This window comes from Georgenia wangjunii, from assembly GCF_036421975.1.
GTDB lineage: Bacteria > Actinomycetota > Actinomycetes > Actinomycetales > Actinomycetaceae > Georgenia_A > Georgenia_A wangjunii.
On sequence record NZ_JAZGON010000010.1, the window covers coordinates 109384 to 124401 of the forward strand.

16 protein-coding genes are annotated in these 15018 nt (G+C 73.4%); 7 read left to right on the forward strand and 9 right to left on the reverse strand.

The window, feature by feature from the left end:
• Positions 1-69 precede the first annotated feature (69 nt).
• A complete protein-coding gene (locus V2J63_RS13735; RefSeq protein WP_331231552.1) occupies positions 70-993 on the reverse strand; it encodes a beta propeller repeat protein in 924 nt (307 codons plus the stop codon).
• Positions 994-1304: 311 nt separating this feature from the next.
• Here V2J63_RS13735 and V2J63_RS13740 point away from each other — a divergent pair, with 311 nt between their 5' ends.
• Together V2J63_RS13740 and V2J63_RS13745 are read left to right on the forward strand one after the other, a co-directional pair.
• Positions 1305-1883 (forward strand): ArsR/SmtB family transcription factor, encoded by a 579-nt coding sequence (locus tag V2J63_RS13740; RefSeq protein WP_331231553.1) that lies wholly within the window; start codon positions 1305-1307, stop codon positions 1881-1883.
• On the forward strand, positions 1880-2719 hold the full coding sequence (locus V2J63_RS13745) for a M23 family metallopeptidase (RefSeq protein WP_331231554.1): 840 nt from the start codon (positions 1880-1882) through the stop codon (positions 2717-2719). The genes V2J63_RS13740 and V2J63_RS13745 overlap by 4 nt, the downstream gene beginning before the upstream one ends.
• A 96-nt stretch (positions 2720-2815) precedes the next feature.
• Here V2J63_RS13745 and V2J63_RS13750 read toward each other — a convergent pair whose 3' ends face one another.
• On the reverse strand, positions 2816-4399 hold the full coding sequence (locus V2J63_RS13750; protein ID WP_331231555.1) for an OmpA family protein: 1584 nt from the start codon (positions 4397-4399) through the stop codon (positions 2816-2818).
• Between the two features lie 81 nt (positions 4400-4480).
• Between V2J63_RS13750 and V2J63_RS13755 the strand changes: the two genes are divergently transcribed.
• The gene (locus V2J63_RS13755) at positions 4481-4810 is read left to right on the forward strand and encodes a PadR family transcriptional regulator (RefSeq protein WP_331231556.1); all 330 of its coding nucleotides are present in this window, start codon (positions 4481-4483) and stop codon (positions 4808-4810) included.
• Between the two features lie 2 nt (positions 4811-4812).
• Positions 4813-5943, forward strand: coding sequence for a hypothetical protein (locus V2J63_RS13760; RefSeq protein ID WP_331231557.1), 1131 nt, complete (start codon positions 4813-4815; stop codon positions 5941-5943).
• 61 nt (positions 5944-6004) lie between these two features.
• Here the strand turns inward: V2J63_RS13760 and V2J63_RS13765 are convergent, their stop codons facing one another.
• Positions 6005-6295 (reverse strand): hypothetical protein, encoded by a 291-nt coding sequence (locus V2J63_RS13765; RefSeq protein ID WP_331231558.1) that lies wholly within the window; start codon positions 6293-6295, stop codon positions 6005-6007.
• Between the two features lie 429 nt (positions 6296-6724).
• Between V2J63_RS13765 and V2J63_RS13770 the strand changes: the two genes are divergently transcribed.
• Positions 6725-7315 (forward strand): arsenate reductase/protein-tyrosine-phosphatase family protein, encoded by a 591-nt coding sequence (locus tag V2J63_RS13770; protein ID WP_331231559.1) that lies wholly within the window; start codon positions 6725-6727, stop codon positions 7313-7315.
• A gap of 100 nt (positions 7316-7415) precedes the next feature.
• Here the strand turns inward: V2J63_RS13770 and V2J63_RS13775 are convergent, their stop codons facing one another.
• Positions 7416-8297, reverse strand: a complete 882-nt coding sequence (locus V2J63_RS13775; protein ID WP_331231560.1) for a manganese catalase — start codon at positions 8295-8297, stop codon at positions 7416-7418.
• A gap of 240 nt (positions 8298-8537) precedes the next feature.
• On the opposite strand from V2J63_RS13775, the gene V2J63_RS13780 reads away from it, so the two are divergent.
• Positions 8538-9398: a response regulator transcription factor gene (locus tag V2J63_RS13780; protein ID WP_331231561.1), complete on the forward strand. Its 861-nt coding sequence runs from the start codon at positions 8538-8540 to the stop codon at positions 9396-9398.
• A gap of 120 nt (positions 9399-9518) precedes the next feature.
• On the opposite strand, the gene V2J63_RS13785 is transcribed toward V2J63_RS13780, so the two are convergent.
• Together V2J63_RS13785 and V2J63_RS13790 are read right to left on the reverse strand one after the other, a co-directional pair.
• On the reverse strand, positions 9519-9860 hold the full coding sequence (locus tag V2J63_RS13785; protein WP_331231562.1) for an Hpt domain-containing protein: 342 nt from the start codon (positions 9858-9860) through the stop codon (positions 9519-9521).
• Positions 9861-9889: 29 nt separating this feature from the next.
• Positions 9890-11419, reverse strand: coding sequence for a glycosyltransferase family 2 protein (locus tag V2J63_RS13790; RefSeq protein ID WP_331231563.1), 1530 nt, complete (start codon positions 11417-11419; stop codon positions 9890-9892).
• Between the two features lie 356 nt (positions 11420-11775).
• On the opposite strand from V2J63_RS13790, the gene V2J63_RS13795 reads away from it, so the two are divergent.
• Positions 11776-12534, forward strand: a complete 759-nt coding sequence (locus tag V2J63_RS13795; protein WP_331231564.1) for a hypothetical protein — start codon at positions 11776-11778, stop codon at positions 12532-12534.
• Here V2J63_RS13795 and V2J63_RS13800 read toward each other — a convergent pair.
• The 3 genes from V2J63_RS13800 to V2J63_RS13810 are packed head-to-tail and all read right to left on the reverse strand — an operon-like array spanning position 12456 to position 15018.
• On the reverse strand, positions 12456-13385 hold the full coding sequence (locus V2J63_RS13800; RefSeq protein ID WP_331231565.1) for a signal peptidase I: 930 nt from the start codon (positions 13383-13385) through the stop codon (positions 12456-12458). The two genes, V2J63_RS13795 and V2J63_RS13800, sit on opposite strands and share 79 nt — an antisense overlap.
• The gene (locus tag V2J63_RS13805) at positions 13382-14407 is read right to left on the reverse strand and encodes a hypothetical protein (RefSeq protein WP_331231566.1); all 1026 of its coding nucleotides are present in this window, start codon (positions 14405-14407) and stop codon (positions 13382-13384) included. Before V2J63_RS13805 ends, V2J63_RS13800 begins: the two co-directional genes overlap by 4 nt.
• An 11-nt stretch (positions 14408-14418) precedes the next feature.
• Positions 14419-15018 carry a hypothetical protein gene (locus V2J63_RS13810; RefSeq protein ID WP_331231567.1) on the reverse strand — a complete coding sequence of 200 codons (600 nt, stop codon included), beginning with the start codon at positions 15016-15018 and terminating at the stop codon, positions 14419-14421.

Genomic DNA, 15018 nt, shown 5'->3' on the forward strand with positions numbered 1-15018 from the left:
GGTCCCCCGCGCGGGCGCACCTTCTTTACGCTGGCCTGCCGGCCCGGCGGGCCGGCAGCGAGGTCGGCGCTACCAGGTCTGGCCGGCGTCGGCGGAGACGAGGACCTCGTCGCCCGACCACAGCCACACCGTGTCCCACGTGGCGGAGACCGCGACCTGCCCGGGCTCGGCCTGGGCGGCGGGGGCACAGCCGGCGGCGTCGTCGAGGCCGGCGCCCGCGGCGTCGGGGAGGCGCACCTCGACGCCGGCGCAGTCCGGGCTCGCGGTGGCGAGGACGTAGCCGTCGGGCCGCAGCCCGAGCGCGAGAGCACCCGGAGTCGAGCCCGCGGCAGCCCATGTGGAGCCGCCGTCGGAGGTGAGCTGGAGAGTGCCTTCGGTGCACAGGACGGCGGCGCGCTCGGCGTCGAGGCCGGCGAGGCCGACCGGTTCGCCCTCGCACGGGACCGGGACCTCGCCGGCGGGCGCGCTCATGCGGGTCCGGTCGGCAGGCAGGAGGAACCACGAGCCGCCGAGGTACTCGTCAGCCGTGGACCACGTGACGCCGGCGTTCGACGTGGAGCGGTACGTCGGGCTGCAGCCGTCCGTGCCGCCGATGACGAACATGGCCGAACCGGACTGCACCTTCATCCGCGACACGGGAGTGACGCCGGGCTCGCGGGCGGACCACGTGGCGCCGCCGTCCTCGGTGTACTCGAGGACAGCGGGGGCCTCGCAGTCGCCGGTGCTCGCGCGCCACGCGACGGCCTCGGTCGAGGCGGCGAGAAGGCGCTGGGCCGGCTGGGCGCCGACCTGCGCGGGTGCGCCGGTTGTCGCGTCCGGGGCGGGCTCGGGCGACGTGGTCCCGCCCGGCGGGACCTTGGTGCCGGCGCTGGCCGACGTCGTGGCCGGCTCCGGCGTGAAGTCCGGGAGCGGGTCGCTCGCCGGCGGCTCGGGCGGGCGGAGCAGCATGAAGATGAGCACGGCGTTGAGCACGACAAGCGCGCCGATCGCCACGTATGACGCGGCCCTCCCCCTAGGAACTCGCACCGCTCGATCCTATCCATCGGCGGCCGGTCGGCCGGACCCCCGGGAACGACGGCCCCCGCGCCTCACCGGCCAGCTCATCCAGGGGCCCGGGGGTACGTTCCGGCGAGCAGGGGCGTCGGGCTCACGTCGCGCCCCTGCGGCGCCGCTTCGCTCTTGTCGCGTCAGCGGCCTCCCTCGCGACCGCCGCCGAGCGCCCGCCGCTTCTGATCGGCACCCGCCTGGCCGGACCGGCGGGCGCAGGTGTATGCATGTACGGAATTACGTACTACCGTATTCGGATGAGCAGCGACCATCGTCTGGCGACCCTCGAGCAACGCGTCGCTGAGCTGGAGCGCCTCGTGTCCAGCGCCGAAGCGCTGCGCACGGAGCACCCGGAGGAGCGCGCGGGCAGGGGTGCGCCCGCCGCAACCACCGCGCCCACCACCGCGCCGCCCGCGGCAAGGACCCCCGACCCCTCCGTCTTCTGGGCGCTCGAGGGCCTCCACGCCCGGGTCGAGGCACCCGGTGCTGTCCTCATCACCGGCACCGTGACGCTGCCCGACGGCCGTGCCGCCGAGTGGCAGGAGGGCGCCACCACCGACGACCTCCTCGGCCTCGACTGGGCGGAGTGCGCCGACAGCCTCGCCGCGCTCGGCCACCCCGTGCGCCTGCGCCTGCTCGGCCAGGTGCTCTCCGGCGCCCGGACCGTCCAGGAGCTGACCGGCACCGAGGGCATCGGCACGAGCGGGCAGGTCTACCACCACGTGCGCCAGCTCGTCGCGGCCGGCTGGCTCCGGGCCGCGGGCGGCGGGCGCTACGAGGTGCCGGTGGCGCGCGTGGTCCCCCTCCTCACGACGGTCCTCGGAGCCCGCCGATGAAGCGCACGATCGCCCGCTGGCAGACGCTGTGGCTGCGCCTCTTCGCGCTCGCGGTCATCACCGGGGTGACGCTGCCGACGTGGCTGCCCGCGCGGCTCGACCTCGTGCTCGTCGTCGGCCTCTTCCTCCTCTCGCTCGTCCGCCCACCGCGCTCCGAGCGGGCGCCGGTCCCGCTGCCGGCGCCGGTGCGCGGACGCTGGGTGGCGCTCAACAGCCCCGGCTCAGCCGTCCCCAGCCACGGGGTCAAGGCCTACGGGCAGACGTACGCCGTCGACCTGCTGCGCCCCTCGTCCGATGCGCGCGCGTCGCTCGGATGGTCGCTACGCACCCGGCGGCCGGAGTCGTACCCCGCCTTCGGCGAACCGGTCCTGTCCATGGCGCCCGGGACGGTCGTGGCCGCCCGCGACGCCGCCCGCGACCACGGCGCCCGCGACACGTGGCCGACCGTGCTGTGGATGATGACCATCGAGGGCTTCGTGCGTGAGCTCGGCGGGGCGTCGCGGATCCTCGGGAACCACGTCATCGTGGCGCACGACGACGGCACGTACGCCGCGTACGCGCACCTGCGCCGCGGCTCGGCCACGGTCCGCACCGGCGAACGGGTGACGGCGGGGCAGCAGCTCGGAGCGGTCGGCAACACCGGCAACACGTCCGAGCCGCACCTCCACGTCCAGCTCATGGACCACGCCATCCCGCAGGCGGCGGCCGGCGTCCCGATGCTCTGGCCGGACCTGTCGGTCGACCCGGCCGAGCGCGACGCCCGCTGGGGAGCCGGCGAGCCGAAGGCGACGGCCCTCGCCTGGTTCCCACCCAGCGGGCAGATCTTCGAGGCATAGGGCCGCGCTCAGCCGCGTCACCACCTGGATGTGGCGGCGGGGCCACTGCCCGCGCCCGGCCCGGGGTCCGCCGCCCCGGGCCGCGGTCGGGTCCGCCTACTCCTCGACCGGGACGTCCGTGATCCGCCAGGCGGCGCCCGCCTCGACGAGCCCGCCCACGAGCGCGACCCGCGGCAGGTCGAGCGTGACGGTGTCCGCACCGATATCCGGCCACACGACCGTCACCGTGTCCGTGTCCCCGACGTCCAGCGGGTCGGCGACCGTCAGCTCGGCGAGCGGGTGGCGGTAGGAGTCGTCCTCGTCGGAGACGAGGTAGTCGAGCGGGAAGACCCGCTCGTTCCCCGCGAGGAGCGTGACGCCGGTGGCGGCGAACTGGAGCTGCGGGGAGAACTCACCGCGCGCGTCCAGCGCCGTCTGGGACACGGGCCACGGCATCGTCCCGCGCTCACCGCCCACCCGCTCGAGGCGCAGCTCGCCCACGAGCACCTTGCCGACGCGCCGGACGCTCTCGACGGTCACTCGCACCTCGTCCTCCCGGTAGGTGACGACGACCCCCTCGGCCGCACCGCCCACGGCACCCACCGCCTCCGGGTGCGCGCCCTCGGACGCCACGGCCGGGTCCGTGCCCGGACGCTTCGCGCTGGCGAAGACCAGCTCGACGCGCCGGTTGGCCGCGCGCGCCTCGTCCGAGGTGCCCGGGACGGCGGGCTCGTCGCTCCCACGGCCCTCCACCGTGACGTCGAAGTGCGTGAGATCGACGAGCTCCCCGAGCCGGGTCGCCGCGGCCTGCGCGCGGCGCCGGGAGAGGTCGGCGTTGTGCGCGGGCGTGCCCACGTCGTCGGTGTGCCCGACGACGACGAGCTCGCCCGCCTCGACGCCGGCCAGCTCGGCGCCGGCCGCCGCGAGCGCGGAGTCGGCGTCGGGCGAGAGGTCGGCCGAGTCGTCGGCGAAGAGGACGTCGGTGGTGATACCGACGGTGGTCCGCTGCCCTACCTCGCGAGCACGCACCGTGCCGCCGGCGATCTCGCGGTAGGAATCGAGCGCACGGACCGGCGCGACGAGGCCCGCCGGCTGGGCGTCGATGACGGCGGCGACGTCGGCCGCGCCCACCGGCCCGTCGGCCACGACCGGCACGTCCGGGACGAACCCGACGTGCGGGATGAGGACGGCGGTGGTGTCCCCGGACGGGGCGGCGAAGAGTGCGTGGAACGTGGCCGGCCCCTCGCCTGCACGCGCCCGGAGGTCATCGACCTCGGTGGCACGGGTGCCGTCGGCGTCGTGCGCCATGAGGGCGACCGTGCGGCCTGCGGCGTCGACGAGGCGGACGGCGTCGGGCGCCACGCGGCCGAGGTCGGTAAAGGCGAAGCCGAGCGCACCGCCGAGGTTGACGTCCTCGGCCCCGGTCGCGGTCGTCGCCACGCGCAGGACGGCGAGCTCTCCGTCGCGCACGACCGGACCGACCTCGACCTCGACCGGCGCACCGTTGATCTCGCCCTCGACGACGACGGAGTCGCGCGGCGGCAGCGTCGGCGAGGCAGGCTCCTCCTCCGTAGTCTGCGTCGGCGCGGGCGACGCCCCCGGCGACGCAGCCGGGGCGAGGGCCGGGCTCGAGCATCCGGCAAGGAGGAGCGCGCAGGCCGCAACAGGCAGGACGGAACGGGGCAGAGGTCGAGAAAGCACCGAGCCACCCTAGTAGCCCCGCTCGCGGTCCGGACCGGCATCCTTGCATTACGTACGTAGGTACATCATATACTTAGATCTATGCCCGACCCCGAGTGGCCTCTGCCCTGGATCCGAGCCAGCCTCGACCTGGCCATTCTCGGCTGCTTGCTCGACGCGCCGCTGCACGGGTACGGGATCGCCCAGCGCCTCGAGGGTCGAGGGTTCGGCCGGCTCAAGGGCGGCTCGCTCTATCCGGCGCTCAGCCGCCTGGGGGACGCGGGCCACGTCGAGACGACCTGGGAGCAGGGCAATTCCGGTCCCGGCCGCAAGGACTACTCCATCACCGACACCGGCCGGGAGTACCTCGTCGACGGGCTCACGAAGTGGCATGGCCTGACGCAAGCACTCGATCCCGCGAAGGGGCACTGAGCATGACCACGAGGAGCCGACCGAGCATCGACGCGCTGCCCACCGCCTTCGCGCGGGCCCGCGGTGAAGCCGCCGACAGGGAGTGGGCCGAGCTTGTCATCGGCCGCTTCTACCTGGACCGGATCAACCCCGCTCTCGTCACCGACGAGCTGACGCGGGTCCTGGAGCTTGTGCGCGAGTCCGGCGAGGGGCCGGAGGAGCTGTTCGGCGAGGCCGTCGAGTACGTCGGGACGCAGATGGAGCAGTGGCGGGCCGACGGCGCGCCACTCGCCCCTCCCGAACCGAGCACGAGCTGGTGGGACGTCCCGGGCCCGGCGGCGTGCATGGCGAGCCTGCTCGTCGTCATGCTCATGGTCCTGGAGGTCGTCTCCGGCAACTGGACGACCGACTACTCCCTCGGCAAGCTGCTGCTGCCCACGCTGACCAGCATCACAGCCTTCGTGTCCATCACGACGTTCGAGACGCTGCTCATGCGGACCCGCCGCCTGTGGGCGATCGCCGGCGCGCTCGTTCCGGCCGTCGCCGGAGGATCGGCCCTGCTGGCGGCCATCATCCTTGGCAACGACCGCCCGCTCTTCACCGGATCTGTGTGGTGGTACGTCGCCCTGGTCGCTGTCCACGCCCTCGTCACCGTCGCGATCGTGCGCTTCCTGCCCGGCGGTGACGAGATCCGCGCCCGACGCCAGACCGAGACGATCGAGGCGCACGGCACGATCACCGCCGCCGACGGCACCACAACCTCCGCCGGCACGGTGGCGTCTGATGACGAGTGGGCTGCCCAGCTGGCCGGCATCCTGCGCCTCCGGATCGAGATGCCTGAGAACGACGTGCGCTCGACCATCGCCGAGGCCCGTGGTCACGCTGCGACCAATGGCACCAGCATGGCGGAGGAGTTCGGCTCTCCCGGCGCGTACGCCTCACGGCTGCCGCGATCGACGTCGGGCAGGCGCGCGCGCGAGCGCTGGCGCCGCGCCGGCTGGGTGGCCGCCGTTCCGATCCTCGGGTACCTGGCTTTCGAAGGCCTGCAGCACGGCTGGGAGTGGGGCAACGTGCGCTGGATCATGGCGATCGCCTTCGTCGCCTCGTGCTTCTCCGTCGCCGGCTTCCTCCGCGCCCCGGCCCGAGAGCGATGAGCCCCGGCCCGGCTCGGCGGTTCCGCGAGCCGGCACCCCGAGCCTGACCGACCGGCGCGACCTACCGCACGGAGATCCAGCGGTTCCCGTAGCGGCAGGTCAGCTCCGGCAACCCGACCTGCGCCAGTGCGTCGACGGCGGCGTGGACGGCCCGGGCAGTGAGGTGCGCGTCGGCGTCGTCGGCGGCCGTGAACCGCACGAGGATCCTGGCACGCCCTCCGCGCAGCTCGACGTCGCGCGCCTCGACAGTCGTCAGCGCCGCGGCTGCGTCCGCCCCGCAGGGCAGGACGCTCTCCGGGTCGACTCCGGGGCGGAGCATCCCGACGCCGATGCGGACGCGATAGGACGGCACGGGGCTCCTCGGGTCGTGAACGGCCTGCGAGAGCGGCGCGGGCCGAGGGACGCAGCGATCCTCCCGACCCTACGAGGTCGGCACGGACCCGCCACCGACGCCCGCAGGGCATCGGCGCGAAAAGCTGGGCACCGGCGTCGCTGTGCATCCCTTCATCGGCGATATCGGTCCGCCCACCGAATTACGCCCGGCCAGCGCTTTGCGCGGTGCGCAACTCGCCATTCACCAGGATTATGCGGCGAGCGGATATCTTCGACGCGCGGACTTTGTTTCACCGCTTACTCCGGGATGATCCAGCGAAGCCTCAGAGCAATCGCGGGAGCAGTCGCCCGAGCGGCCATCCGCGGTGCGCGCACGAACAGTCACGACGACCTCGCCGACGCGAGATGATGCTCCCCTACGGGTGATGCACGACACGAGGAGACACACATGGCGTACCGCGGCGGCGACAGCTTCACGATCCTCGTGGTGTGCACCGGGAACGTGTGCCGCTCCCCCGCCGTCGAGCGCCTGCTCCGCGGGGCGTTCGCCGACGTGCCGGACATCCGAGTGACGAGCGCCGGCACCGGGGCCCTCGTGGGCGAGCCGATCCACGGCCCCATGAGCGCCCTGCTCGAGGGCATCAACGTCGACACTTCCGGCTTCGCGGCCCGCCGGCTCACCCCGGACCTCGTCCGCGACGCCGACCTCGTCCTCGCCGCCACCCGCCTGCACCGGGGCGACGTCGTCGACCTCGTCCCGGCCGCGGTCCGGCGCACGTTCACGCTCCGTGAGCTCGCGCGCCTCACCGAGCAGGTCCCTGCCGCCGACCTCGACGCCGCCGCCGGGGCCGACGCCGCACCGGCCGACCGGCTCGCGGCGCTCATCCCGCTCGCGTCGGCACGCCGGGCGCACGTGCCCGCCGAGCAGGACGACGTCGTCGACCCCTACCGCCTGGACGAGGCCGTGTACCGCCAGTCCCTCGACCAGATGCGCCCCGCCGTGCGGACCATCGCCCGAGCGGCGCTCCGCCTCCCCTGACCGGCTCCTAGCACGCAGGAGCGGGAGCCGACCTTCGGCCGGCTCCCGCTCCCGTCAGCTCCGGCTGCGACGCCGCGACGACGCCGCAGCCCGCCGGCGACTACTCGCGGTGCAGCTTGTCCTGCACCGTCCCGGCGATCTTCTCGACGCGGTTCGGCAGGTCGGTCGTGCCGTAGAGCCGAGCGTCGGGGCGGGTCGGGGGCGGCATCGGCGCCGACGTCGTCGGGCCGTCGTGGTACGTGTGCTCGCCCTTGCCGTCGATGGACGGGCCCGACGCCCACCCACCCTCCTTGGCGTGGACGCCGTCGGAGAAGTTGAGGTACTGGTAGGAGACCTCCGTGTGCTCCTTCTTCTGCGGGAAGTTGCTCGGCGTGGGGAGCTCCTCGAGGCCGTCTGCCTTGAGCTCCTCGATCGCCCGCAGCCACTGGTTCTGGTGCATCGTGTCGCGCGCGAGGAGGAACGCGAGCATGTCCCGCACGCCGCTGTCATCGGTCATGTGGTAGAGCCGGGCGACCTGGATGCGGCCCTGCATCTCGGCGTTCGCGTTCGCCGTGAAGTCCGCGAGCAGGTTGCCGCTCGACGTGATGTACGAGCCCTGCCAGGGGTTGCCGTTCGAGTCGACCGGACGGGCACCCGCGCCGGCGACGATGGCGTGCTGGACGTCCATGCCTCCGACGACGGCGGCGACCGTCGGGTCGTCCTGGACGGCGTCCGTCGTGATCCCGAGGGGTGCCTTCTCGAGGAGCTGGGCGATCATCGTCGCGAGCATCTCGACGTGCCCGAACTCCTCCGCACCGATCCCGAAGACGAGGTCGCGGTACTTGCCGGGCAGGTGCATGTTCCAGCCCTGGAACGCGTACTGCATGGCGACGCTGATCTCGCCGTACTGCCCGCCGAGCACCTCCTGGAGCTTGCGGGCGTAGATGGCGTCCGGCTTGTCAGGGGTGGACTTGAACTGCAGCTCTTGCTTGTGGAAGAACATCGATCGCTTCTCCTCCTTGGAGCCGAGGCTCCCTTGCTGGCGGCTATGAGAGTCCGCTCGGAAGGCGGGACGCGGGCCTGTGCAGCACCCCCCGGTGCCGCGGTCCACGGCACACCGTGCTCGCGGAACCTCACAATCGCACCGCGTGGAGGACCCCGCACGTCGACCAACGTCCAGTCGTGAGAGCACGCCAGCGACATGTGTCGCCGCGGTGGCACCGCCCCCGGTACGTTCGGCCACATGGCTGATCCTGCATACGGCGCTCGCGCTGCCGTCGTCATCGAGGACGACGACGACATCCGCGGTCTTCTCGTCGCCACGCTCAGCCAGGCCGGCTTCACCGTCAGCAGCGCCGGGAGCGGGGCCGAGGGCGTCGAGCTCGTGCGCTCGGAGAGTCCTGCCGTGACGACGCTCGACGTCTCGCTGCCGGACATCGACGGCTTCGAGGTGGCCCGGCGGATCCGGCTCTTCTCCGACACCTACATCGTCATGCTCACCGCCCGCGCCGAGGAGATCGATACCCTCATGGGCCTCGACGCCGGCGCCGACGACTACCTCACCAAGCCGTTCCGCCCCCGCGAGCTGCGGGCTCGCATCGAGGCCATGCTGCGCCGACCGCGGAACCTCGCGGCGCCAGGCGCACCGATGCCCGGCGATACCGCCGACGCGGAGCCCGCCCCGGCCGACGCCTCCGCCACGGCGACGCCCGAGCACGCGGGTGGTCCGACGGCGGTGGCGGGCACACCCGCGGAGCCCGGGCCCGGAACGCCGCCCGGCATCCGCAAGCACAACGGGCTCGTCGTGGACGTTCCCGGGCGCCTCGTCGACGTCGACGGCGAGCGCGTCAACCTCACCCGCAGCGAGTTCGACCTGCTGGCGGCGCTCATCGAGAACCCCCACCGCGTCCTGGCCAAGGCGGAGCTCGCGCGGCGCCTGTGGGGCGAGGACTACAACTCGGGGACGCCGGTGACGGACGCGGACAAGCGCACCGTCGAGGTCCACGTCGCCAACCTGCGGCGCAAGCTCGGCGAGGACGCGACCCAGCCGCGCTACATCGAGACGGTGCGGGGCATCGGCTACCGCCTCACCCCCTCCCGCTGAGGCCTGAGGCCGCGCGGGAGGGCTCCCGGCCGGTCGGGTGCACGCCGGCCACTACCAAGACACGCTCGAGCGGATGGGGGCCGCGCCCCATCCGCTCGAGCGAGCGCGGATGAGCTGCGGTCACGGCCGCATGCTGACGAGCTCCTTGAGCGCCACCCGCGTGGCGGCCGAGAGCACGAACAGCTCGACCGTCACATCGCAGGCGGCGTCGTACTGGTCCGCGTCCAGCGCCGCGAGGAGGTCCTTCGCCACCTCGCCGAGCGGCTCGGCGCCGACCATGACAGCCGAGCTCTGCAGGCTCATCGCGGCAACCCGCGCAGTCTCCATCTCGCGTGCCGCGAGGGCGTCGCGCAGCCGGGTCACCCGACCGTCGAGCATGGCGACGAAGCCTCGGATGAAGTCGCGTGTGGCCGCCGCGCCGATGTCCTGGCTCAGCTCGGCGAGCACGCGCTGGTTGATCACTCCCTTGACTCTCCCCGGAGCCACGGGGGTCAGACCCGGTACCCGTGCTGCCGGCGCATGAGCCGGCGGAGCATGAAGAGCGTCTGGACCGCCGTGAGGACTCCGAGCGCCGGCCACCCGACCCACAGGAGGGACACCTGGACGATCTCGGGGAGCGTCGTCCAGATCCACGTCAGTGCGGCGGCTGCGAACACGACGAGGACGAGCGGGCTGAGATAGGCCCATCCACGGCCGCCCTCCGCCCGGGCCTGAGCCGCCCAGTTGTCCGTGCGCGAGGCGGAGAGAAACTTCGCCCACGCTCTCACGAAGTGGCCCATCCGAATCCATAGGTAGATCTCCGCCGGTAGGAACAGGACGGCGAACAGCACGTCCCGCCAGGTGTGGTCCCTCATCGCGAGTGCGGTGCGGACGTTGAGCGCGATCGCGACGAGCGGCGGGATGAGCCACACGGGCGAGAAGACGAAGGCCCCGATGCTGAGGCTGGCGAACAGCAGGAGCAGGAAGCTGATGCGCGTGACGATGTTGGTGAGCATGGAGACGTTCTCCATCCACCGCAGGCGCATGTTCGGGTGGAACGGCTGGCCGTGGGTGTCCCCGCGCTGGCCGGGCCACATGAGGTCGATGGCCCCGTAGTTCCACTTGACCTGCTGGCCGTCGAGCGCGCGCATCGTCGTCATGCCGCCCACCTGGGCGCGCGCGACGGGCGAGATCTTCGTCGAGTAGCCGAGGTTCTTGATCTGCAGGCTGAGGAGGGAGTCCTCCACCTCCGAGTCGCGCACCCACGGCGAGCGCTGGTGGTGCTCGTCCATGACGTCCTTGAGTGCCGGGATCGAGAAGAGCGAGCACTGTCCGCCGAGCACGGCCATGTTCCGGCCGCGCACGAGGTTCTGCATGTTGAAGGCGGCGAACTGCGCGCGCTGACCCGTGAGGAGGAGCGGCCCCACGAGCCCGCGCTGGCGGTTGTCGAGGGTGTAGATCGCGGAGACGCCGCCGATGCGCGGGTCGCTGAGCATCTCGTGCTCGAGCTCGGCGACCGTGTCCTTGGCGAGGATCGTGTCTCCGTCCACGCCGAGGAGGAAGTCGTAGTCCTGGACCATGAGGAAGCCGTAGTTGAGCGCGCCGACCTTCTTGTCCGGGTTCTTGCCGATGTCGTGGACGACGACGGTCGTCGTGTGCTCGTGCCCGTTGCGCTTGCGCGTGTGGCGCCCGGAGAACTTCTTGGCGAGCTTGAAGGTGTTGTCCGACGTGTTGTTGACGACGACGTGGATGACGTCGGGCCGGCGGGTCTGCGCTAGCAGGCTCTTGAGGACGGGCCGGATCGTCTCCTCCTCGTTGTACGCGGGCACGACGCAGCCGATGCGGGCCGGCGCCGTCTCCTCCTCGAGCACGAGCTCCCCGTGCTGGAAGGAGAAGCGCTCCATCTCGGCGATGACGGAGTCCACCGTGCGCTCGCTCGTGACGAGCGCCCGGCTCGTGGTCAGGGTGCCGGTGCCCGTGGGCACGGTGGCGGTGCGGCCCGGAGGGGCGGCGGTTTGCGGCTGGGTTGCGTTCTCGGTCATGCGCTTCCTCGTTCTCGGGGGCAGCCGAGTAGGAATCTCAGGCCGCGACGCGGAACAGCACACCGCGTGAACGGACATCGTGGTTAATGACCAGCGGGTGATCGTTTGATGACCGGAATGTCCACTCACCCTCACCCCCGGGGCTAACCCCCGCGGTGCCGGGCAAGGCCCGGGGTGATCGATCCTCAAGGTTCCATCATGGGTGCGGGTTTTAGGCGATCCGGGCCCTAACGTGCTTTTACGGCGCCGCTGCGGCCCCGCTTTCACCAGCCTCAGCCGCCCGGCGCACCACGACACCCCACCCGTACGAAGCTCAGTTATCTCGCCGTGCCCACGGCGACCAGGAAGGTCAACCCATGTCACGTCGCCACCGCGCTTCCGCGCTCCTCGCCATCGCCGCCCTGGCCCTCGCCGGCTGCGGGACGCCGCCGTGGGAGGAAGCGGCCCTGGCCGCCGAGGGTGAGGGCGGCGCGGCCGCACCGGCCACGGCCGAGCCCTCCACCGAGCCGTCCGCCACCGGTGCCACGGCCGAGCCGACGGTCGAGGACGCACCCGCGCCCCTGCCGACCGCGGCAGCGCCCATCGCCCCGCTCCCGAACGACCTCGGCAGCGGGTCCACCCGGCGCGAGCTCACCGCCGGCACGCTCGGCGTCACGGTCGACTACTGGTCCGACCTCGCCGTGGGCGACTGGACGTCCAACGCGAACAAGCCCGTCAGCCTCTCGGTGACGACGTACCCCGAGCTCTACGGCACCGACGTCTACCTGTCCCGCCTGTCGGTGACGACGTCCGTCACCGACGCCGACGGCACGCCGCTGCCCTCCCCGCCGGCGTACGAGGACCGCGCGAGCGTCCACCCCGGCTACGTCACCGGCGACCCCTACAGCTACGCGACGACGTTCGTCCTGCCGCCGCTCGACCCCGCCGCGACGCAGGTGGTCCTCACCCTCAGCTACGACCTGCTCGTCAGCACCGGGTACTCCGAGGAGTACATGAAGCAGACGGCCGTCGACACGCTGCGCGTCGCCGTCGTCCCTCACGCGCCGGCCACAGCCCCGGCGCCCGCGACGTCGGAGCGCGCCGGCACGGAGACCGCCGCGCTCGACGTCGCCTGACGGCGGGTCCGCACCGCGCCGGCGAGCTGGATGCCGGCGTAGCCGAGGAGGGCGACGGCCGCGACGGCCGAGGCCGTGGTCTTCTGGTCCCCGGACAGGGCGTTGGCGACGTAGCCCGCGTAGGGCACGTGGTAGCGGACGTGCCCGCGCACCTGGACCGCCGTGACCTCCCACGGGTCCGGGGCGTTCGTCGCGTCGCCCTGGGTGACGAAGCTGACGCCGCCGCCGGCCGCGAGCGTGCGCCCGACGATCCGGTGCGTGACGAGCGTCGGGTCGTCCGCGTGGGGCAGGAAGGTGATGACGTCGCCGATCCCGAGCCGTGCGGCGTCAGCCTCGCCGGAGACCGGCTCGACGACGACCTGGCTGCCGGTCGGGATGGTCGGCTCCATCGAGCCGGTGAGGATCGTCAGCGGCACCCAGCCCATGAACCGCGGGAGGACGACGATCGCGATCGCGAGCGCGGCGACCACGGCGAGGACGAGCCAGACCGCGACGTTCGCGATCCGCGACGCGAGCACGGCGACGGGCCGGCGCGCCGCGGCGACGGCGGTGGTCGTCACCGGGAGGGCCACGGCCCCCGCGGGAACGGCCGGGCTCGCGGCGACGGTGGCCTGCACCTCCGCGGCACCCTGCGCCTCGACGACGGCCTCGGCCTGGACGGCGGCCTCGGCCCGCGGGGCGGCGTGGCGGCGGACGGCCGGGGCACCGGCGCCAGCGCGCCGCGTCGTCGGCCGCGAGCCGGACGGCCCGGACGTGCTCCGGCGGGACGGCGCCACCGAGCGCGCGCCGAGCCGCGCCGCGGCACGGTGCCGCGTGGAGGAGGGACGGGGGGCGGTGTGCGAGCCGCTCATGGGAGGACCACCGGGTTCGTCGAGGTGTTGGTCTTGGTCCCGGCGCAGCCGGGGTTGGAGAGCATGTTGCGCTGGAGGGTGACGACCTGCGTGCTCTCCGCGTAGTACGCCGAGCTCCCGGCGAAGGGGTAGGCGCGGACCATGAGGTCCTGCTGCTGCCACAGGGAGACCCCGAGGTCGCCGTTGGTGACGCGCAGGCCGCGCTCGGCGCCGCCGACCGTGGCCATGAGCGAGGTGGCGCGCCCACCGGACACCCGCCAGATCTCCCAGCGGTCGATGGCGGGGGTGGACCCCGCCGTCGTGCCCGCCCAGCGCCAGCTCAGCGTCGTGGGGACGAAGGCCCCCTCGGAGCACGAGAGCGCGTCGGGTCGGGGGAGGTCGACCCGGTACGTCGTGGCCCACGTCGCCACCGGGGACGTCCACGTGGCCGGGCCGACGGAGCGGGAGTCGGCGGTGGTCGTCAGCGTCATCGTGCGCCCGGCGAGGGCTGCGGACAGCGCCGAGCCGGTGAGGGCGGGCCGCACGTCGAGGCACAGCACGTGGCTGCCGCCGGCGACAAGAGTGGCCCGGGCGGCGGAGCCGGTCACTGGGGTGACGGCCGCGGCGGTACCGGACGTGACCGGCGCCGCGGTCCACGTGGCGGCGGGAGCGGCGCACGAGGTGCCGGCGGTGTAGCCGACCCGCGCGCCGCGGAGGAACGTCGCGACGTCGGCGCTGGTCGTGCCGCTGCCGGCGGCCGGCGTGACGCTGAGCGTGCGCGGTGCCCACGCGGCCGTCTGCTCGGCGGAGCCGTTCGTCACGGAGGCGACGGTGGCCGAGGCCGGGGTCATCGTCAGCGAGAGGGAGTCCGTCGTCGCGCCGGGCGTGGCGACCTGGACCTCGGAGTACCACTGGGCCTGCGTGCCGGTCGACGGCGTGAGGGCGAGGAGGAGGGCGACGACGGCGGTCGCGGCGGCGGCGGCGGCGGGCAGCCCACGGCGGGGCTGCGGCGCGCGGTGGCGCGCGGGGCGGGTGCGGTTCATCGTTCCTCCTCTCAGTTCTGCGTGAGCGACCAGCGGACGGCGCCCGGGGCGAGCGTCTGCTGCTGGAGCCGGCCGGCCCAGTCCTGGCCCGCGGCGGGCGCGGCCGGGATCGTCAGGCGGACCGTCGCGAGGACGGTGCCGCCGTCGTCGGCGGGGGTGATGCGCCGGGAGGCGGCGGTCCCGGTGACCGGGGTGCCCGCCCCGGTCAGCGCCACGGAGGTGGACGTCCGCACCGCGGCGGCGAGCTCGGTGGAGCTGCCCGGCCCGACGAGCCCCGTCGTGTCGAGGGCGAGCGTCGCGGTGAGCAGGTCACCGCGGGCGACGACCCGTACCGGCACCCGGTAGACCACCGTGTCGCCGGCGGCGAGGCGGCGGGCGCTCAGCGTGGTCGTGACGTCCTGCGACGTCACCGTCCCGTCGGCCGCGGGACGCTCGAGCGTGATCGTCATCGGCTGCTGCTCGAGGCGCAGCGCGCCGCTGGCGATCTGACCGCTCCCCGCCGCCACCGTGTCCGACCAGAGGGCGTAGCTCGCCGAGGTGCCGCTGAGCAGCACGAGGGCCAGCGCGCCGGCGGCGGCCGCACGGAGGAGGCGGGGGCGGAGGGAGATCAT